An 18,770-nucleotide genomic window follows, 5' to 3' on the forward strand; every position below is an offset into this window, starting at 1 on the left:
GCAGATCGCGCACGACCGATCACGCACGACCGATCACGTACGACAGATCACGTACCGGGAATCACCACCCGCAACGGCGGGAGGTCGAGCTGGGGGAGGCCATGCGCTTTCGCGGGAAGTCCATCCGCCGGAAGATCGTGGCGTTGCTGCTGGTGCCACTCGTGTCCCTCACCGCGCTGTGGGGCTTCGCGACCGCGCTCACCGGCCGGGAGGCCAAACAACTCCTGGACGTCAGTTATGTCGTCGAGAGGGTCGGCTACCCCCTCGATCACGCGGCCCGTGTCATCCAGAAGGAACGCCGCCAGACTTTGGTCTATCTCGCGGATCCGCGCGCGTCCGACGCGCCCGCCACCCTGCGCCGCCATCGCGCGGAGACGGACAAGGCCCTGGCCGAAATCCGCGTGGCCGCCCAGGACTCCGACCTTCGCGACGCCATCCCGGCGGACTCGGCACAGCGTCTCAACGCGATCGTCGAAGCCCTCGACGGGCTCGAATCGCTGCGCCTCAGCGTCGATCAGCGCGACATCACCCGCGCCCAGGCACTCGACTTCTACAGCGGGCTCGTCGACCCCTGCTACGGCTTCCTGTCCTCGCTCCACACCCTGGAGGGCGTCGACAACCAGGGCCGGGCCCTGATCGGTACCATCCGCGCCCGCGAAATGCTCTCCCGCGAGGACGCCCTGGTGACCTCCGCGCTGATCACACGCAAGATCACCGCCGAGGAGATCCGCGCCGTCTCCGATCTCGCGGCCAGCCGCAAACTGATGTACGAGATCAACCTCGAAGTCCTGCCCGCCGAGGAGCGGCGGATCCTTGAGCGGTACTGGGGCAGCCCTGACACCGCGCCCCTGCGCGAGGCCGAGGAAGACCTGATCGCCGACGGTGCCGGGAAGAACCCGCGGGCCGTCGACGCCGAGCGCTGGCAGGAACTCGCCACGCCCGTCCTGGACGACCTCGGCCGCATGGCCAGCGACGCGGGCAACCGCTACACGGCCCGCGTCGAGCCGGCCGCGTACAGCGTCCTCATCAGGGCCGGAGTCGCCGGTGTGCTCGGCTTCCTGGCGCTCCTGGTCTCCGTCGTCGTGTCGGTACGCATCGGCCGCGACCTGGTCCGCTCGCTGTCCCGGCTGCGCAAGGAGGCCCACGAGGTCTCCGGTGTCCGCCTGCCCAGCGTGATGCGCAGGCTCGCCGCGGGTGAGCAGGTCGACGTCGAGACCGAGGCGCCGCACCTCGACTACGAGAAGGACGAGGTCGGCCAGGTCGGCCAGGCCCTCAACACCCTCCAGCGGGCCGCCGTCGAGGCCGCCGTCAAGCAGGCCGACATGCGCCGCGGCGTCTCCGAGGTCTTCGTCAACCTCGCCCGCCGCAACCAGGTCCTGCTCCACCGTCAGCTCACCCTCCTCGACACGATGGAGCGGCGCACGGAGGACACCGAGGAGCTCGCGGACCTCTTCCGCCTCGACCACCTCACGACCCGTATGCGCCGCCACGCCGAGGGCCTCGTGATCCTCTCCGGCGCCGCTCCCTCCCGGCAGTGGCGCAAGCCGGTCCAGCTGATGGACGTCGTACGGGCAGCCGTCGCCGAGGTCGAGGACTACGAGCGGATCGAGGTGCGGCGACTGCCGCGGATCGGCGTGGGCGGCCCGGCCGTCGCTGACCTCACCCACCTCATCGCCGAACTGCTGGAGAACGCCACGGTGTACTCGCCGCCGCACACCGGTGTCCAGGTGCACGGCGAGCGGGTCGCCAACGGCTTCACCCTGGAGATCCACGACCGCGGCCTCGGCATGCCGGCCGAGGCGCTGCTCGACGCCAACCTCCGGCTCGCCGAGACCCCCGAGTTCGAGCTCTCCGACACCGACCGGCTCGGCCTGTTCGTCGTCAGCCGGCTCGCCCAGCGGCAGAACGTGCGGGTCTCGCTGCAGCAGTCGCCGTACGGAGGGACCACCGCGGTCGTCTTCATCCCGGCCACGCTCCTCACCGACGCCCCCGAGACCGAGGGCACCGGCTTCCGGCTCGACCGCAAGAACGGCACGCCGGACAGGGACCGGGAGGGCGGTCGGCGCCGCACCGACAGCGGCACGCTCGCGGCGCTCTCCCAGGTGCCCACCGGGCTGACCGGTCCCTCGGTGCTCGACGGCCCCATCGAACTGGAGGCCCCCGTCGGCGCCCTGGGCTTCGAGGACCGGCCGGCGCTCGGCTCCCTCGACACCCTCGACCCCATCGCCGACATCGAGGACACGGAGAGCGAGCGGGGCGGGCTGTTCCGGGCCCGGGACTTCATGCGCCCGTCCGCCGACGAGCAGCACCAGCAGGCCACGGACCAGACGCCCGACCAGCCGCGCGGCGGACCCCGCCCGACCGGCCCCATCCCGCTGCCCCGCCGCAAGCCGCCGACACTGGTCACCGACCACGGCCGTCGCGTGGACGAGCCCGGCCGATCCCATCCCGCCCCCGTCCAGGGCGCGGATGCGACGACCGAGCGTACGGGTCCGAGGCCCGTCGGCCGGGGGCCGCTGCCCGCCACGACCACCGGCCCGCCGCCCTTCAGCGGTGCACGGTCCGCCGTGCCGTCCCGGCTCGGCCCCGTCCCGGACGGGCCACAGGCCGCCCGGCCCGCAGCAACCCCGGAGCAGGCACTGGACAACGCCACCGCCCAGGCTCCGCCCGCGCGGACGATCGGGGGCCTGCCCCGGCGCGTGCGCCAGGCGAGCCTCGTGCCGCAGCTGCGCGACCAGTCCGGCGGCGGGTCCGCCGGAGCGCACGGCGCACCGGCCGGCGAGCCGGACACCGGACGGGACGCGGACGAAGTACGCGACCGCATGGCCTCGCTGCAACGCGGCTGGCAGCGCGGACGTCGGCACAACGCCGAGGACGAGACTGGCCTTGGCGAAGCAGCACAGGGAACGACATCGGAGGGGGACGGTCGATGACCGCACCGAACGCCGCAGTAACCGACACCACCAGAAGCGGCGAGCTCAACTGGCTCCTCGACGAACTGGTCGACCGGGTCGGCTCGATCCGCAAGGCACTCGTGCTGTCCGGCGACGGCCTCGCGACGGGAGCGTCCAGGGACCTCACCCGTGAGGACAGCGAGCACCTCGCCGCCGTCGCCTCCGGGTTCCACAGCCTCGCCAAGGGCGTGGGCCGCCACTTCGACGCGGGCCGGGTCCGGCAGACCGTCGTGGAGCTCGACGACGCCTTCCTCTTCGTCACCGCGGCGGGCGACGGCAGCTGCCTCGCCGTGCTGTCCGACGCCGACTCCGACGTCGGCCAGGTCGCCTACGAGATGACCCTGATGGTCAAGCGGGTGGGGGCCCACCTCGCCACCGCACCCCGGGCCGGCCTGACCGCCGGAGGGTGAGTGGGGATGGCATGAGTGACCCCGGACAGCAGGCTCAACAGATCCAGGAAGCCCGGCAGGCGCACCACTGGTTCGACGACGACGCCGGGCCGGTGGTCCGTCCGTACGCGATGACCCGCGGTCGTACGAGCACCGCGACCCGGCACCGGCTCGACCTGATCGCTCTGGTCGTCCCGGAACCGGCCGCCGACGACCCCGGCCGGGACCAGCTGCTCGCACCCGAGCACGTCGAGATCGTTGAACGCTGTAGCACCATTCCCCAGTCGATCGCCGAGCTCGCCGCCGGACTGGACCTGCCCGTAGGGGTGGTCCGGGTCCTCGTGGGCGACCTCGTCGAGGACGAACTGGTCCACGTAACCCGTCCCGTTCCGCCGGCCGAGCTGCCGGACGTGAGCATTCTCCGCGAGGTGATCAATGGTCTTCGGGCGCTCTAGCCGCGCCGCGCGGCGGCCGGTCGAGCCGGTGACACTGAAGATCCTGGTGGCGGGCGGCTTCGGGGTCGGCAAGACGACCCTCGTAGGCGCCGTCAGCGAGATCAAACCCCTGCGCACGGAGGAGACCCTCAGCGAGGCCGGCCGCCCCGTCGACAACATCGAAGGGGTCGAGTCCAAGAGCACCACCACCGTCGCCATGGACTTCGGCCGGATCACCCTGCGCGAGGACCTGGTGCTCTATCTCTTCGGTACCCCCGGCCAGGACCGGTTCTGGTTCCTCTGGGACGAGCTGGCCCAGGGGGCTCTCGGCGCGGTGGTCCTCGCCGACACCCGCCGCCTGGAGGACTCGTTCGCGGCCATCGACTACTTCGAACGCCGCGGGATTCCCTTCACCATCGGCGTCAACTGCTTCGAGGGCGCCGACCGCTTCCCGGCCGACACGGTGCGCGCCGCGCTCGACGTGGACCCCGAGGTGCCGGTGATGATGTGCGACGCGCGCGACCGCGAGTCGGTCAAGGCGGTGCTGGTGGCGGTCGTCGAGCACGCCCTGGTCCGCTCCACCCGGGAGCGCGAGCCCATCTCGACCTGAGACCGGGACACGGCCCGTACCCCCACCGACAGGGGTACGGGCCGCGGCCGGTGAGACCGCACGTCCTACGCCCGGTCCTCCCAGTCGAAGCTGCGCTCCACCGCCTTGCGCCAGTTGTCGTACTCGCGCTCACGGTCCTCGGCGGCCATCCGCGGCGACCACTCCGCGTCGCGCTGCCAGTGCGCCTTCAGCTCGTCCAGGCCGCCCCAGACACCGGTGGCCAGACCCGCGGCGTACGCCGCGCCCAGGCAGGTCGTCTCGGCGACCTTCGGACGGATCACCGGCACCCCCAGTACGTCCGCCTGATGCTGCATCAGCAGCTGGTTCGCGGTCATCCCGCCGTCGACCTTGAGCGTGGTGATCGGCACGCCCGAGTCCTGGTACATCGCGTCGACGACCTCGCGCGTCTGCCAGCTCGTCGCCTCCAGCACGGCGCGCGCCAGATGCGCCTTGGTGACGTACCTGGTCAGTCCGGTGATGACCCCGCGGGCGTCGGCGCGCCAGTACGGTGCGTACAGACCGGAGAAGGCGGGCACGATGTACGCGCCGCCGTTGTCGTCGACGCTCGCCGCCAGGGTCTCGATCTCACCCGCGCTGCGGATGATCCCGAGCTGGTCGCGGAACCACTGCACCAGGGCTCCGGTGATCGCGATCGACCCCTCCAGGCAGTAGACGGGAGCGGCGTCTCCGATCTTGTAGCCGACGGTGGTGATCAGCCCGCTCTTCGACGGCACGGGCCTGCTCCCCGTATTGAGCAGCAGGAAACTGCCCGTCCCGTACGTGTTCTTCGCCGTGCCGGTGTCGTAACAGGCCTGGCCGAACACCGCCGCCTGCTGGTCGCCGAGCGCGGAGGCGACCGGCACCCCGCCGAGCTGGCCTGCGGCCGTCCCGTACACCTCGGCCGACGACCTGATCTCAGGGAGCACCGCCTCGGGAATGTTCATCGCCGAGAGGATCGAGGAGTCCCACCGCAGGGTCTCCAGATTCATCAGCATGGTGCGCGAGGCGTTGGTGACGTCGGTGACGTGGACACCGCCGTCCGTGCCGCCCGTGAGGTTCCAGACCAGCCAGGAGTCGATCGTGCCGAACGCGATCTCGCCGCGCTCGGCCCGGGCACGCAGCCCGGGTACGTTCTCCAGCAGCCAGGCCGCCTTGGGACCGGAGAAGTAGCTGGCGAGCGGCAGTCCGGTCGCCTCGCGGAACCGGTCCTGTCCGTCGGCGCCGCCGAGTTCGGCGCACAGCGCCGCCGTACGGGTGTCCTGCCAGACGATCGCGTTGTGCACGGGCTTCCCGGTCGCCCGGTCCCACATCACCGTCGTCTCACGCTGGTTGGTGATGCCGAGCGCGCTGAGCTGGTCGGCGCGCAGCCCGGCGCCCGCGAGCGCGCCCGCCACCACGGCCTGGACCTTGGACCAGATCTCGGTGGCGTCGTGCTCCACCCAGCCTGGCCTGGGGAAGATCTGACGGTGTTCGCGCTGGTCGACGGCGACGATCGCACCGTCCTGGTCGAAGATGATGCAGCGGCTCGACGTGGTGCCCTGGTCGATCGCGGCGACGTACTTCTGGGAGGTGTCCGTCATGACGTCCCCTTGTCGGAAGCTGAGTGGGAGCTGCGTGGGAGCTGTGTGGAGGGAGCGTGGGGGCGTCAGCGCCCACGTGCACCCTCTCGGGTCCGGGGGGCAGCCCCGGTTCGGTCAGAACACGGCGTTGAAGATCAGCCCCGAGAGCAGACCGCCCACCAGCGGCCCCACCACCGGAATCCAGGCGTATCCCCAGTCCGACGTGCCCTTGTTGGGGATGGGCAGAACGGCGTGGGTGAGCCGGGGCCCTAGGTCCCGCGCGGGGTTGATGGCGTAACCGGTCGGTCCGCCGAGCGACAGACCGATGCCGACGACCAGCAGCGACACCAGCAGGATCGAGATCCCGGAGCCGTAGATCCCGGCCTGCTCACCCGGGACGGGGCCGACGCCGATCCCCGCGTTCCGTCCGAAGGCCAGGATGGGCAGGACGAGACCCGTCGTCGCGATGATCTCCGTGACGAGGTTGGCGACCGGACTGCGGATCTCCGGGGCGGTGGCGAAGACCCCGAGCGTGGGCTGGGCGTTCTTCCCGTCGGCGTTCGCCCGGAACTGCGCGTAGTAGACCAGCCAGGCCAGTACGGCTCCGAGGACCGCGCCGGCCATCTGCGCGAGCACGTACAGCGGGACCTTGTCCCATTGGCCGGTGTCGACGGCGACGCCCACGGTCACGGCCGGATTGAGATGGCCACCGGACAGCGGCGCCGCGGTGTACGCCCCTGCCAGCACTCCGAAGCCCCACCCGAAGGCGATGACGACCCAGCCGGAGGCTCTTGCCTTCGAGTGGTGGAGCGTGACGGCGGCGCAGACGCCCGCGCCGAAGAGGATCAGTATCGCCGTGCCGATGAACTCACCGAGGAAGATGTCTGCGTTGCTCATGGCGGCTCCTGGGCTGGGTGTGGTTCCCATGACGAGCGTGGTGAGCGTGCGCGCCGGAGGAGGGCCTGTCCTGCGGATCAGGCCCCAACGGCGTTCGTCGGCACTCGCGAGGCCGACGAAGAGGCAGTTTTCCCCGCTGCTACCGGGGCGTCAAGGACACTGACAGCACCCGCAGTTCACCGTGGCCGAACAGCGCCTCGGCGGACCGCGACCACTACTGGCCCAGCGCCTCGGCGCGGCCCGCGACCATCGCCGGGCTCAGTGCCTCGGCGGACCGCTGCATCCGCCGGGCCGTGACCGAGCAGCGCCTCAGCGGACCGCGACCACCGCCGAGCCATGACCGAACAGCCCTTGGTTCGCGGTGATCCCGGCCCGCGCTCCGGCCACCTGCCGCGCGCCCGCCGTGCCCCGCAACTGCCACGTCAGCTCGCACACCTGGGCGATCGCCTGCGCCGGAACCGCCTCCCCGAACGACGCGAGCCCGCCACTCACGTTGACCGGCACCCGCCCGCCGAGCGCCGTCACACCCTCCCGCACCAGCTTGGCGCCCTCACCCGCCGCGCACAGTCCGATGTCCTCGTACCACTCCAGCTCCAGCGCAGTGGAAAGGTCGTACACCTCGGCGAGCGACAGATCCTCCGGCCCGATGCCCGCTTCCTCGTACGCCGCGCGCGCGATCGAAGCCCTGAAGCCCAGCGGGGACGGTTCCACCGTGGCCGCCGAGTCGGTGGCGATGTCCGGCAGGTCCAGGACGGCCTTGGGGTAGGTGGGGGTGACCGTCGACACCGCGCGCACACGCACCGGATCGGCGGCGCCGTGCCGTCGCGCGAACTCCATGCTGGACAGGACCAGCGCGGCGGCGCCGTCCGAGGTGGCGCAGATGTCGAGCAGCCGCAGCGGATCGGCGACCACGGCGGAGGCGGCGACCTGCTCGGCGGTCACGGCCTTGCGGTAGCGGGCGTACGGGTTCAGCGCCCCGGCCGCCGCGTTCTTCACCTTGACCAGCGCGAAGTCCTCGGGCGTATCCCCGTGCAGGGCCATGCGACGGCGGGCGTACAGCGCGAAGTACGCCGGGTTCGTGGCGCCCAGCACCCGGAAGCGCAGCCAGTCCGGGTCGTCCGGCCGCTCACCGCCCGCGGGAGCGAAGAAGCCCTTGGGCGCGGAGTCGGCGCCGACCACCAGCACCACATCCGCCATGCCCGCCAGAATCTGCGCCCTGGCGGTGTTGACGGCCTGCGCCCCGGAGGCGCACGCGGCGTAGACGCTCGTGACGCGCGCGCCCTGCCAGCCCAGCGCCTGGGCGAACGTCGCACCAGCCACGTACCCCGGATAGCCGCAGCGGACCGTGTCCGCGCCGACCACCGACTGCACGTCCTGCCAGCCGATCCCCGCGTCGGCGAGTGCGGCCCGGGCCGCGACGGTCCCGTACTCGATGAAACTCCTGCCCCACTTGCCCCAGGGGTGCATCCCAGCACCGAGGACCGCGATGTCGCCGGTCATTCGGCACCCCCCACACCGTCGACCGGCCGCCAGTGCCAGGTCGCCCAGACGGTCTCCGCGTCCTCGTTGAGGATCCCCGGCACCACTTCCACCTCCATGCCGACCGAGAGATCCGCGACCCCCACCCCCGGCGCCGCCTGCCCGAGGACCACCATCCGCTCGGCGGCCAGCTCGACGGCGACGAGGGTGTACGGCTCCCACGGCGCGTCCGGGTCGGAGACGTACGGCACGGGCGGCCGGTAGCGCCCGTCCGTGTAGGACCAGACGCGGCCGCGCTTCGACAGCGGCACCTGCGCGAGCTCGCCTCCGCCCGCGCAGCCGGGGTTGCGGCAGAACGTGTCCTCGCGCGGGAAGAAGACCGCGGCGCAGGCCGAGCAGCGGCTGCCCAGCAGCCGGAACTCCCGCTCGTCCGTGCCCTCCGTGAACCATCCGGCCACCACGGGTGTCCGCGTACGAGCCATGACCAGCCCCTCCATGGAAGATCTGACGGAACGTCAGAAGTGTGGCACGGGTGAAGTCCGGCGACCAGATTCCGGCGGTGCGAGAACCGGACACGGACCGGCTGCGTCCGGTACGAATGAGCGGGTGGCCGGAACCCACGGGGGTGGTCCCGGCCACCCGTTGCTGATAGACGGTGCGCATGAGAGGACTCACTTCCGCACTCCGCGCGCTGACCCTCACCGCCGCCGCGCTCCTCACCGTCACCGCCACGTCCCCTGCTCCCGCAGGGGCCACACCGCAGCCGAAGGCCCCGGACGAGTTCGTCGCGCTGCGCGGCGTGGACCCGACGATCATTCAGGAGATGCGCTACACCACGCCGCACAACTTCATCGGCGAACCGATCGACGGCTACCGTCAACCGGTCTGCATCCTGACCAGGCCGGCCGCCCAGGCCCTCCACCGGGCCCAGCGGAAGCTGCTGCGCCAGGGCTACTCGCTGAAGGTCTACGACTGCTACCGGCCACAGCGCGCCGTCGATCACTTCGTGCGCTGGGCGAAAGACCTCGACGACGAGCGCATGAAGGGGGAGTTCTATCCCCACGTCGACAAATCGAGACTGTTCGAGGACGGCTACATCGCCGAGAAGTCCGGCCACAGCCGCGGCAGCACCGTCGACCTCACCCTCGTCAAGCTCCCCGCCAAGAAGACCCGCCCCTACGTCCCCGGCGAGCAGCTCGTCCCCTGCTACGCCCCGCAGAACGAACGCTTCCCCGACAACTCCGTCGACATGGGCACGGGATTCGACTGCTTCGACACCCTGTCGCACACCGACGACCCGCGCATACAGGGCACTCAGCGTGCGAACCGCCTCCTGCTCAAGAACACCCTCGCCGACGTCGGCTTCGTCAATCTCCCCGAGGAGTGGTGGCACTTCACCCACAAGCCGGAGCTCTTCCCCGACACCTACTTCGACTTCCCGGTCTCCCGGAGATCGCTGACCTGACCTGACGTGACCCGACCCGACCGACCGGCGGGCGGCGGGGGCGGCGGTCGCGTACAGTCCGCGTGTGACAGCCCCCGTGAAGGACTCCCACTGCTCCAGCTGCGGGGCCCGCTACCCCAGCGCCACCGGCTGGCCCCGCACCTGCACCACCTGCGGCGACACGGCGTACCGCAACCCCCTTCCCGTCGCGGTCGCCCTCCTCCCCGCGCACACCGCGCTCGGCACCGGTCTCGTCGTCATCACCCGCACCATCGAGCCGCAGCGCGGCGGCATCGCCCTGCCCGGCGGGTTCATCGACCAGTCCGAGGACTGGCGGCACGCGGTCGTACGCGAACTCAAGGAGGAGACCGGCATCGACGCCGCGCACGACGAGGTGCGGCTCGCCGACGCGCTCAGCTCACCCGGCGGCCACCTGCTCCTCTTCGGACTGCTCCCGCAGCGCCCGGCGGCCGGCCTCCCGCCCCCCGCGCCCACCGACGAGACCGAGGGCTGGCATCTCCTCCACGAGCCGGCCGAGCTGGCGTTCCCGCTGCACACGGAGGCCGTACGGCGATGGTTCGCGGGCGACTACGCGTGAACGGGCAGACGGGCACCTACGCGTGAACGGGCAGGCGGGCACCTACGGGTGACCCGGCAACAGGCCGAGGACGCCTGCACCGGAAGGCGGGCACCTACGGGTGACCCGCCAACCGTCCGGGGACGCCTGAACGGGCGGACGGGCGCTCACGCACGCCCCGGCAGCTCAGACCAGCCCCCGGACCCGCACCGGACGCGCCGCCTTCATCACCCCGTCCGGAGTCACCCGCTCCACCACCACCCGGTCACCCGCCGCCCGGGACGTGTACCGCTCCACCTCCGGCTGCTCCGACGCGCTGTCGGAGTCCTCGATCACCAGCCCGCTGCCGGTACGCCCGCGCGCGGGCGCCCACACCTCCAGCTCGATCCCGCCGTCCACGTCGCGCACCGGGATCACCGCACCGGCCCGCGCCAGCACCGGGATCCGACACAGAGGCGCGTCCAGCAGCACCTGCCCAGGCCCCTCGTACGCCTCCCCGGACATGGTGTCGTACCACCGCCCGCGCGGCAGCCGCACCGCCCGCCGGTCCGCACCCCGCTCCATCACCGGCGCCACCAGCAGCGCGTCTCCCAGCAGGAACGCGTCCTCGCAGTCCCGCAGCGCCCGGTCACCCGGCGCGCCCCACCACAGCGGCCGCACGTACGGGGCCCCGGTCAGCCGGGCCAGCTGTGCGAGCGTCACGAAGTACGGGCGCAGCCGCTCCCGTTCGAGCATCGCCGCCTTCGCGTGGCCCAGGACCTGCGGGCCGAACTCCCACGGCTCCCTGCGCCCCGCGTCGATCGCCGCATGGGTACGGAACAGCGGCAGATACGCCCCCAGCTGGAACCAGCGCAGAAACAGCTCCGGCGACGGACTGCCGTCGAACCCGCCCACATCCGGGCCCGAGTACGGCACCCCGCACAGACCGAGCCCCAGCACCAGCGACAGCGAGGCACGCAGCCCGGGCCAGCCCGTCGACACATCGCCGGACCACGTCCCTCCGTACCGCTGCATCCCCGCCCACCCGGAGCGCGAGAACAGGAACGGCCGCTCGTCCGGCCGCAGCCGGCGCAGCCCCTCGTACCCGGCGCGGGCCATCGCCAGCGCGTACACGTTGTGGGCCTCGCGGTGGTCGCCGCCACGCCCCTCCAGCGAGTGCCGGGCCGAGCGGGGAAGCGTCATGTCGCCGAACGGGGCGAACGACACCGGCTCGTTCATGTCGTGCCACACCCCCGAGAAACCCTGCGCGAGCCGCTCCTCGTACAGACCGCCCCACCACTCCCGCACCCGCGGATCGGTGAAGTCCGGATACACGCACTCACCCGGCCACACCTCACCACGCACATCCCGTCCGCGCGCGTCCCGTACGAACATCCCGGCCGGCGCCCCGCTGTCGTACACGGCGTTCCCCGGCGCGGCCTTCACCGCCGGGTCGACGATCGACACCAGCCGCACCCCGTCCGCGCGCAGCTCCTTCGCCAGCCCCGGCAGATCGGGGAAGCGCTCGCGGTCGACGGTGAACACCTGATGCGCGTCGTAGTGGTCGATGTCGAGATGGAGCGCCGACAGCGGCAGCCCCCGCTCCCGATAGCCCGCCACCACCCGCCGTACCTCCCGCTCGCTGCCGAAACCCCAGCGCGCGTGCTGCGGGCCCAGCGCCCACGACGGCGGGAGCGCGGGCGCACCCGTGAGCGCCGTCCAGCCGCGCAGGACGCGTGCCGGAGGGCCGACGACGACCCAGCATCGCAGCGGACCGCCACCGATACGGACCTCGCTGGTGCCCGGCCGGTCATGACCGGACCCCGCGCCCTCCTCGCCCTCGCGCAGGGTGACCCGGCCGTCCCAGGAGTTGTCGTGGAACGCCAGATGCGTACCGGCGTCGGCCACCACCAGCTGCACCGGCATCGTGATGTACAGAGGATCGTCGCCGGGACCGAACGAGCCCCGTGGATCGGTGTTCCACAGCCGGTACGTGCCATCCCGCAGGCGCGCCCCCGACGACCGCCCGCCGAGTCCGAAGAACCGGGCGTCGGCCGCGACTTCGCTGCGCTGCAGCCAGCGCGCGGGACCGCCCGCGACGGGCTCCCACCAGCGCGGCGGCAGATCCCGGCGCAGGACGACCCCGCCAGGTGTCCGGATCTCGACGGCGCCGTGCCGCGACACCGTCACCGTCACCCGCTTCGACACCACGCGCCAGCCGCCGTCCTTGTCCGGCTCCAGCACGGCGCGCGGGTCGGGCTCCGGCAGGTCGCCGGCCAGCGCGTACGAGGGCTCGGGCGCCGCACCGTCCCACCCCCAGAAGACGGTGCCCCCCGCCGCGACCCGCACCAGCAGCTCAGAACGGGCGAAGCGGACAGTTCCGCCGCCCGGCAGCGGCTCGGCGCTCACGACCGGGCCCGGCACCCGGGCCCGCTCCGCACCCCTTGGCGGCAGCCCCCATGAGTCCGTACGCCGCCGGCGCCACGCGGAGCGTGCCGAGCGCAGCCCCCGCACCGTGCCGAATGTCTTCACCGAGCGCAGCAGCTCACGACCGTTCATGCTGCTCACCCTGCCATCCGGCAGGGGCCTGGCGGGATCCGTTCAACTCACGTTCACCTGTGGTGGCAGCACACATTCAGCCATCCCGCCATGGGTGGGCAACCCTGGTGCCAGAGACGATCACGTGGCATCGTCCTGTCAGCGTCCACCGCGTCACGCGCACACCCCTGCCCGTGCGCGGGACCCACGCACACCATGCGTAGAGCCGCACCGTGCCACACAGCGCCAGGGAGCCACCCCATGACCGCAGCAGCGAACCCCGCCCCCCTCTGGCAGCCGGACGCCGAGCGCGTCGCCGCCGCCCGGATCACCCGGTTCCAGGCCTGGGCGGCCGACCGCTACGGAGCCCCCGCCCAAGGGGGCTACCCCGCGCTGCACCGCTGGTCCGTCGACGAGCTGGAGACCTTCTGGCGGGCGGTCGCCGACTGGTTCGACGTACGGTTCTCCACCCCGTACGAGCGCGTCCTGGGCGAGCGCACCATGCCCGGCGCCCAATGGTTCCCCGGAGCCACCCTCAACTACGCCGAACACGCCCTGCGCGCGGCCGACGACCGCCCCCACGACCCGGCGCTCCTTCATGTGGACGAGACACATGAGCCGACCCCCATCAGCTGGTCGGAGCTCCGCCGCCAGGTCGGCGCGCTCGCCGCTGAACTGCGCGCACTCGGCGTCCGCCCCGGCGACCGCGTCAGCGGCTACCTGCCCAACATCCCGCAGGCCGTCGCCGCCCTCCTCGCCACCGCCGCCGTGGGCGCCGTCTGGACCTCCTGCGCCCCCGACTTCGGCGCCCGCAGCGTCCTCGACCGCTTCCAGCAGGTCGAACCCGTCGTCCTGTTCACCGTCGACGGCTACCGCTACGGAGGCAAGGAACACGACCGCCGCGACGTCGTCGCCGAACTCCGCCGCGAACTGCCCACCCTGCGTGCCGTCGTCCACATCCCGCTGCTCGGCACACCGGCCCCCGAAGGCACCCTGGACTGGTCCGATCTCACCGCCGCGGACGTCCGGCCCGTCTTCGAGCAGGTCCCGTTCGACCACCCCCTGTGGGTCCTCTACTCCTCCGGGACCACCGGCCTCCCCAAGGCCATCGTCCAGTCCCAGGGCGGCATCCTCCTCGAACACCTCAAACAGCTCGGCCTGCACTGCGACCTCGGCCCCGAGGACCGCTTCTTCTGGTACACCTCCACCGGCTGGATGATGTGGAACTTCCTCGTCTCCGGCCTGCTCACGGGCACCACCGTCATCCTGTACGACGGCAGCCCCGGCTACCCCGCGACGGGCGCCCAGTGGGCCATCGCCGAACGCACCGGAGCCACCCTCTTCGGCACCTCCGCCGCGTACGTCATGGCCTGCCGCAAGGCCGATGTGCACCCCGCACGCGACCACGACCTCTCACGCGTGCAGTGCGTCGCCACCACCGGCTCGCCGCTCCCGCCCGACGGCTTCCGCTGGCTCCACGACGAGGTCCGCGAGGACCTGTGGATCGCCTCCGTCAGCGGCGGCACCGACGTGTGCTCCTGCTTCGCGGGAGCGGTCCCCACCCTCCCCGTCCACATCGGCGAGCTTCAGGCCCCCTGCCTCGGCACCGACCTCCAGGCCTGGGACCCGCACGGCAAGCCGCTCATCGGCGAGGTCGGCGAACTCGTCGTCACCAACCCCATGCCCTCCATGCCGATCCACTTCTGGAACGACCCCGACGGCAGCCGCTACCGCGACAGCTACTTCGAGATGTTCCCCGGCGTCTGGCGACACGGCGACTGGATCACGATCACCGACCACGGCTCGGTCGTCATCCACGGCCGCTCCGACTCCACCCTGAACCGCCAGGGCGTACGCATGGGCTCCGCCGACATCTACGAAGCCGTCGAACGGCTCCCCGAAATCCGCGAGTCCCTCGTCATCGGCCTCGAAGAACCGGACGGCGGCTACTGGATGCCGCTCTTCGTCCACCTCGCCCCCGGCGCCACCCTCGACGACGCCCTGCGCGCCCGCATCACCCGCACCATCCGCGAGGAACTCTCCCCGCGCCATGTACCCGACGACATCATCGAGGTCCCGGGCATCCCCCACACCCTCACCGGCAAGCGCATCGAGGTCCCCGTCAAACGACTCCTGCAGGGCACGCCGCTCGCCAAGGCCGTGAACCCGGGCTCGGTCGACAACCTCGACCTGCTCCACTTCTACGAGGAGCTCGCCCGTACACGGTGAAACCGGCGCGAATCCCCCTGTTGTCAGTGCCCTCGGTTACGGTGAGTGAGCATTGATTCACGCGGCCACGGGGACCCAGGGGGATTCATGGCGCACACCAGGAACAAGCGGCTGACGATGCGGCGAGCACTGCGCCGCGACGTCCCGGCCACCGTCGGCCTGCTGGTCGACGAGCAGGACTTCGCGGCCATGCGCCGCTACCGCACCTTCACCTTCCACGACCATCCCGACTACCTCCACCACGTCGAAGGCCTGCTCAGAACGCTCTCGGCACAGGGCGGCCACACCACCGTCGCCCTCTTCGACCCGGAGGACTTCGCCCGCTTCTGCACCGAGACCGGACTCGACCCCGACACCTCCACCAGCCGCAGCCGCTACACCGCGGAAGTCGCGGCCGCCGGCGCCACCGTGGCCTACACGGGCCAGCCCATCGACCACCTGGTGCCGCTGCTCATCAACCGGTCCGTCCGCCAGGCCACATGGGAGTACGCGACCTCGCTCCTCAGCGACCTCGGCCAGTGCGCCGACTGCGGCGAGGACGTCGGCCGCTCCGCCTTCCACCGAGCCTCCCAGCTGCTGCTGAGTCTCCTCGAAGCCGCCGGCCCCGGCACACACCATCTCGTCTGCAGCATCCCCGCCGCCGACGAACAGCTCCTCGCCGTGCTGCATGTGACGTGCGGAGGCGATGCGGCGCCCGCCGCGCTCGACTCCTCCGAGGGCGCGGAGTTCGCGACGGTCCTCGCCGTCGGCATCGCCCTCGAAAGCGCCGGGGGAGTGGTGCTCCGCAGCAGCGCTCCCGGCACCCCGGACCGGCTGCACGGCTGGCGGCTGCACCAGGGCCGCCTCATGCCCCTCACCGAAGCGGAGGTCTTCAGCGCGTACTGCACGGACGCGGACACCGGAGAGCCGCTCTCCCCGGAGCCGCACGTCGAATACCGCGCGGGCTTCGAACTGAACGACCCGGGCCCCGCCCCGCACCACTGACAGAAGGGGCTCTCCGCCACCTCGGCGGAAAGCCCCTTCGCAGAACTCCGGAGATCATTCCCCGGACAGCACCGCCTGCGCGGCCACCCGTGCCTCTTCGGCGGTGTCCGCGGCACGCGCCGCCGAGGCCGCCCGCTCGCACTGGGCGAGCGTGTACTTCGCCAGCGTCGCCCGTACGTACGGAATCGACGCCGCACCCATGGACAAGGAGGTCACTCCGAGGCCCGTCAGCACACAAGCGAGGAGCGGATCGGACGCCGCCTCACCGCACACCCCGCAACTCTTGCCCTCGGCCTTGGCCGCCTCCGCCGACATCGCGACCAGGTCGAGCAGCGCCGGTTGCCACGGGTCCTGCAGCCGCGACACCGCACCCACCTGCCGGTCGGCCGCGAACGTGTACTGCGCCAGGTCGTTCGTGCCGAGCGACAGGAACTCCACCTCCTGCAGCACCGAGCGCGCCCGCAGAGCCGCGGAAGGAATCTCCACCATCGCGCCGAACTTCGCGTTCAGCCCCGCCTCACGGCATGCGTCCGCGAACGCCTTGGCGTCGGTACGGTCCGCCACCATCGGAGCCATGACCTCGAGGTACACCGGCAGCCCCTCCGCTGCCTTTGCCAGCGCGGTCAGCTGCGTCCGCAGCACCTCCGGGTGATCCAGAAGCGTGCGCAGCCCGCGCACTCCCAGTGCCGGGTTCGGCTCGTCGGCCGGCGTAAGGAAGTCCAGCGGCTTGTCCGCGCCCGCGTCCAGTACCCGCACGACCACCCGACCCTCGGGGAACGCCTCCAGCACCTTGCGGTAAGCCTCGACCTGTACGTCCTTGGACGGCGCCCGCGTGCTGTCGTCCAGGAAGAGGAACTCGGTACGGAACAGCCCGACACCCTCGGCGCCGGCCTCCACCGCGGCCGCCACATCCGCAGGACCGCCGATATTCGCGAGCAGCGGCACCTTGTGCCCGTCCGACGTCGCACCCGGCCCGCTCGCGGAGGCAAGGGCGGCCTTGCGCTCGGCGGCGGCCTTCGCCATCTGGGAGCGCTTCTCCGCGCTCGGCTCGACGAAGATCTCACCCGTGCTGCCGTCGACAGCGATGACCGTGCCCTCGGCCAGCTCGCAGGCGCCCGGCAGCGCCACGACGGCCGGCACGCCCAGCGCGCGCGCCAGAATCGCGCTGTGGCTGGTCGGCCCGCCCTCCTCGGTGACGAACCCGAGCACTAGGGTCGGGTCCAGCAGCGCCGTGTCCGCCGGAGCGAGATCCCGCGCGATCAGCACATACGGCTCATCACTGTCCGGCACCCCCGGCATCGGAACCCCGAGCAGCCGCGCCACGATCCGGTTCCGTACGTCGTCGAGGTCCGCGACGCGCCCGGCCAGATACTCACCGGCCCCCGCCAGCAGCGCCCGATACGCGGCGAACGCGTCGTACACGGCGCGCTCCGCCGTACTCCCCACAGCGATCCGGCGCTCGACGTCGGCCATGAGCTCCGGATCCTGCGCCATCATGGCCTGCGCCTCGAGCACGTGCTGTGCCTCGCCACCCGCCAGATTGCCGCGCGCGATGAGGTCGGCCGCCACAGCCTCGACAGCCTGGCGAGCGCGCCCCTGCTCGCGCTCGGCCTCCTCCACCGGGATCTGCTTGGCCGGCGGTTCCAGAACCGCCGTCCCCATGTGCCGCACCTCGCCGATCGCCACACCGTGGCTCACGCCGACGCCTCGCAGCGTTGTCTCCATTTCACCCGTCTCCGATTGTGCGGCGGTCCCAACCACCGCGATGGATGTGCGATTGGCCCGTCCTGCCGACGGAGATGTCACCGCCAGCTGAAGAGAGAGTCGCCGGCCTTCACGTCGCCGTCCTCGACGAGGTCACCGAGCGAGTCGGCAGTGGCCTCGAGCGCCACGACGGGGCAGATCGGGGACTTCCCCTGTGCCTCGACGGCAGCCGGGTCCCACCGCACGATCGCCTGGCCGCGCGAGACGGTGTCCCCCTTGTTGATGAGCAGCTCGAAGCCCTCACCATTGAGCTGCACCGTGTCGATCCCGAGATGCGTCAGCACCCCGTGCCCTTCGGAGTCGACGACGACGAAGGCGTGCGGATGCAGAGAGACAACGATGCCATCAACAGGGGAGACGGCCTCGGAGGCCACACGCTCGGGGTCGATGGCGGTGCCCGGACCGACCATCGCTCCGGAGAACACGGGATCCGGCACATCGGCGAGAGCGATGGCACGGCCGGCCAGCGGCGACGTCACGGATGTCATGGGGGCCTCCCAGGGGTGGAGAGAGTGAGATGACGCCGTCACTGCCTGTCCCGGACGGCGTGCTGGTGTGAAGGGTAAGTCATATGAAGTCCCGGTTCCGCCCGAAACCTGCCAGTTGGCAGGCCTGGGACACACCGGAAACGATTTGCCTCACCTGCGGGCGACATGTAATGTCGTACCCCTGCCTGACGCCACGACGCGACTCTGAGTCGTAGCTCGGCAGCACCTATCAAGCCGAGATCCTAACTGGTCTACACCTCTGCGTGCCGCAGGGTGGGTGGTCAGGAAGCGGGAAAAAGCCTGATACGGTTTGAACCGCTGGAAAGAGAAAGCGCGAAAGCGAATAACTTCCCGGCAGCCCGCTCCAGCGGGTGGCAGAAACGGAAAACGGATCTGCTAAGCTGGAAACACGAAAAACCGAAGGGAAGCGCCCGGAGGAAAGCCC

15 protein-coding genes are annotated in these 18,770 nt (G+C 71.4%); 8 read left to right on the forward strand and 7 right to left on the reverse strand.

The features are described 5' to 3' along the window. Positions 1-101: 101 nt before the first annotated feature. The 4 genes from ABT342_RS30845 to ABT342_RS30860 are packed head-to-tail and all read left to right on the forward strand — an operon-like array spanning position 102 to position 4,387. Entirely contained in the window at positions 102-2,933 is a 2,832-nt protein-coding gene (locus tag ABT342_RS30845) for a sensor histidine kinase (RefSeq protein WP_351581157.1), read from the forward strand. After that, on the forward strand, positions 2,930-3,364 hold the full coding sequence (locus ABT342_RS30850; RefSeq protein WP_351581159.1) for a roadblock/LC7 domain-containing protein: 435 nt from the start codon (positions 2,930-2,932) through the stop codon (positions 3,362-3,364). Before ABT342_RS30845 ends, ABT342_RS30850 begins: the two co-directional genes overlap by 4 nt. 11 nt (positions 3,365-3,375) lie before the next feature. Further along, positions 3,376-3,798 (forward strand): DUF742 domain-containing protein, encoded by a 423-nt coding sequence (locus ABT342_RS30855; RefSeq protein ID WP_351581161.1) that lies wholly within the window; start codon positions 3,376-3,378, stop codon positions 3,796-3,798. Further along, entirely contained in the window at positions 3,779-4,387 is a 609-nt protein-coding gene (locus ABT342_RS30860) for a GTP-binding protein (RefSeq protein WP_351581163.1), read from the forward strand. Before ABT342_RS30855 ends, ABT342_RS30860 begins: the two co-directional genes overlap by 20 nt. Before the next feature lie 65 nt (positions 4,388-4,452). Here the strand turns inward: ABT342_RS30860 and glpK are convergent, their stop codons facing one another. The 4 genes from glpK to ABT342_RS30880 form a co-directional block, all read right to left on the reverse strand. After that, positions 4,453-5,967 carry a glycerol kinase GlpK gene (glpK, locus tag ABT342_RS30865; protein ID WP_351581165.1) on the reverse strand — a complete coding sequence of 505 codons (1,515 nt, stop codon included), beginning with the start codon at positions 5,965-5,967 and terminating at the stop codon, positions 4,453-4,455. A gap of 114 nt (positions 5,968-6,081) precedes the next feature. Next, positions 6,082-6,843 carry an MIP/aquaporin family protein gene (locus ABT342_RS30870; protein ID WP_351581167.1) on the reverse strand — a complete coding sequence of 254 codons (762 nt, stop codon included), beginning with the start codon at positions 6,841-6,843 and terminating at the stop codon, positions 6,082-6,084. Between the two features lie 309 nt (positions 6,844-7,152). Further along, positions 7,153-8,343, reverse strand: coding sequence for a lipid-transfer protein (locus tag ABT342_RS30875; protein WP_351581169.1), 1,191 nt, complete (start codon positions 8,341-8,343; stop codon positions 7,153-7,155). Next, complete coding sequence (locus ABT342_RS30880) at positions 8,340-8,804, reverse strand: Zn-ribbon domain-containing OB-fold protein (RefSeq protein WP_351581171.1); 465 nt, start codon at positions 8,802-8,804, stop codon at positions 8,340-8,342. The genes ABT342_RS30875 and ABT342_RS30880 overlap by 4 nt, the downstream gene beginning before the upstream one ends. Positions 8,805-8,983: 179 nt before the next feature. Here ABT342_RS30880 and ABT342_RS30885 point away from each other — a divergent pair, with 179 nt between their 5' ends. Beyond that, on the forward strand, positions 8,984-9,787 hold the full coding sequence (locus tag ABT342_RS30885) for a M15 family metallopeptidase (protein WP_351581173.1): 804 nt from the start codon (positions 8,984-8,986) through the stop codon (positions 9,785-9,787). Positions 9,788-9,851: 64 nt separating this feature from the next. After that, the gene (locus ABT342_RS30890) at positions 9,852-10,364 is read left to right on the forward strand and encodes an NUDIX domain-containing protein (protein ID WP_351581175.1); all 513 of its coding nucleotides are present in this window, start codon (positions 9,852-9,854) and stop codon (positions 10,362-10,364) included. 165 nt (positions 10,365-10,529) lie between these two features. Here ABT342_RS30890 and ABT342_RS30895 read toward each other — a convergent pair whose 3' ends face one another. Next, positions 10,530-12,881, reverse strand: a complete 2,352-nt coding sequence (locus ABT342_RS30895; RefSeq protein WP_351581177.1) for a glycoside hydrolase family 31 protein — start codon at positions 12,879-12,881, stop codon at positions 10,530-10,532. A gap of 240 nt (positions 12,882-13,121) precedes the next feature. Here ABT342_RS30895 and ABT342_RS30900 point away from each other — a divergent pair, with 240 nt between their 5' ends. Then, positions 13,122-15,089 carry an acetoacetate--CoA ligase gene (locus ABT342_RS30900; RefSeq protein ID WP_351581179.1) on the forward strand — a complete coding sequence of 656 codons (1,968 nt, stop codon included), beginning with the start codon at positions 13,122-13,124 and terminating at the stop codon, positions 15,087-15,089. Positions 15,090-15,176: 87 nt separating this feature from the next. Next, entirely contained in the window at positions 15,177-16,073 is an 897-nt protein-coding gene (locus ABT342_RS30905; RefSeq protein ID WP_351581181.1) for a DUF8829 domain-containing protein, read from the forward strand. A 54-nt stretch (positions 16,074-16,127) separates the two neighbouring features. Here the strand turns inward: ABT342_RS30905 and ptsP are convergent, their stop codons facing one another. Further along, positions 16,128-17,798, reverse strand: a complete 1,671-nt coding sequence (gene ptsP, locus ABT342_RS30910) for a phosphoenolpyruvate--protein phosphotransferase (RefSeq protein ID WP_351581183.1) — start codon at positions 17,796-17,798, stop codon at positions 16,128-16,130. Between the two features lie 77 nt (positions 17,799-17,875). Next, a complete protein-coding gene (locus tag ABT342_RS30915; RefSeq protein WP_351581185.1) occupies positions 17,876-18,325 on the reverse strand; it encodes a PTS sugar transporter subunit IIA in 450 nt (149 codons plus the stop codon). Between the last annotated feature and the right edge of the window lie 445 nt (positions 18,326-18,770).

The organism is Streptomyces sp. NPDC000410 (assembly GCF_040300305.1).
Classification (GTDB): Bacteria; Actinomycetota; Actinomycetes; order Streptomycetales; family Streptomycetaceae; genus Streptomyces.

Bases quoted from the DNA above. Each gene is read 5' to 3' on its own strand.
- ABT342_RS30845 (WP_351581157.1), top strand. From the start codon at position 102: ATGCGCTTTCGCGGGAAGTCCATCCGCCGGAAGATCGTGGCGTTGCTG.
- ABT342_RS30850 (WP_351581159.1), top strand. From the start codon at position 2,930: ATGACCGCACCGAACGCCGCAGTAACCGACACCACCAGAAGCGGCGAG.
- ABT342_RS30855 (WP_351581161.1), top strand. From the start codon at position 3,376: ATGAGTGACCCCGGACAGCAGGCTCAACAGATCCAGGAAGCCCGGCAG.
- ABT342_RS30860 (WP_351581163.1), top strand. From the start codon at position 3,779: ATGGTCTTCGGGCGCTCTAGCCGCGCCGCGCGGCGGCCGGTCGAGCCG.
- glpK (WP_351581165.1), bottom strand. From the start codon at position 5,967: ATGACGGACACCTCCCAGAAGTACGTCGCCGCGATCGACCAGGGCACC.
- ABT342_RS30870 (WP_351581167.1), bottom strand. From the start codon at position 6,843: ATGAGCAACGCAGACATCTTCCTCGGTGAGTTCATCGGCACGGCGATA.
- ABT342_RS30875 (WP_351581169.1), bottom strand. From the start codon at position 8,343: ATGACCGGCGACATCGCGGTCCTCGGTGCTGGGATGCACCCCTGGGGC.
- ABT342_RS30880 (WP_351581171.1), bottom strand. From the start codon at position 8,804: ATGGCTCGTACGCGGACACCCGTGGTGGCCGGATGGTTCACGGAGGGC.
- ABT342_RS30885 (WP_351581173.1), top strand. From the start codon at position 8,984: ATGAGAGGACTCACTTCCGCACTCCGCGCGCTGACCCTCACCGCCGCC.
- ABT342_RS30895 (WP_351581177.1), bottom strand. From the start codon at position 12,881: ATGAACGGTCGTGAGCTGCTGCGCTCGGTGAAGACATTCGGCACGGTG.
- ABT342_RS30900 (WP_351581179.1), top strand. From the start codon at position 13,122: ATGACCGCAGCAGCGAACCCCGCCCCCCTCTGGCAGCCGGACGCCGAG.
- ABT342_RS30905 (WP_351581181.1), top strand. From the start codon at position 15,177: ATGGCGCACACCAGGAACAAGCGGCTGACGATGCGGCGAGCACTGCGC.
- ptsP (WP_351581183.1), bottom strand. From the start codon at position 17,798: ATGGAGACAACGCTGCGAGGCGTCGGCGTGAGCCACGGTGTGGCGATC.
- ABT342_RS30915 (WP_351581185.1), bottom strand. From the start codon at position 18,325: ATGACATCCGTGACGTCGCCGCTGGCCGGCCGTGCCATCGCTCTCGCC.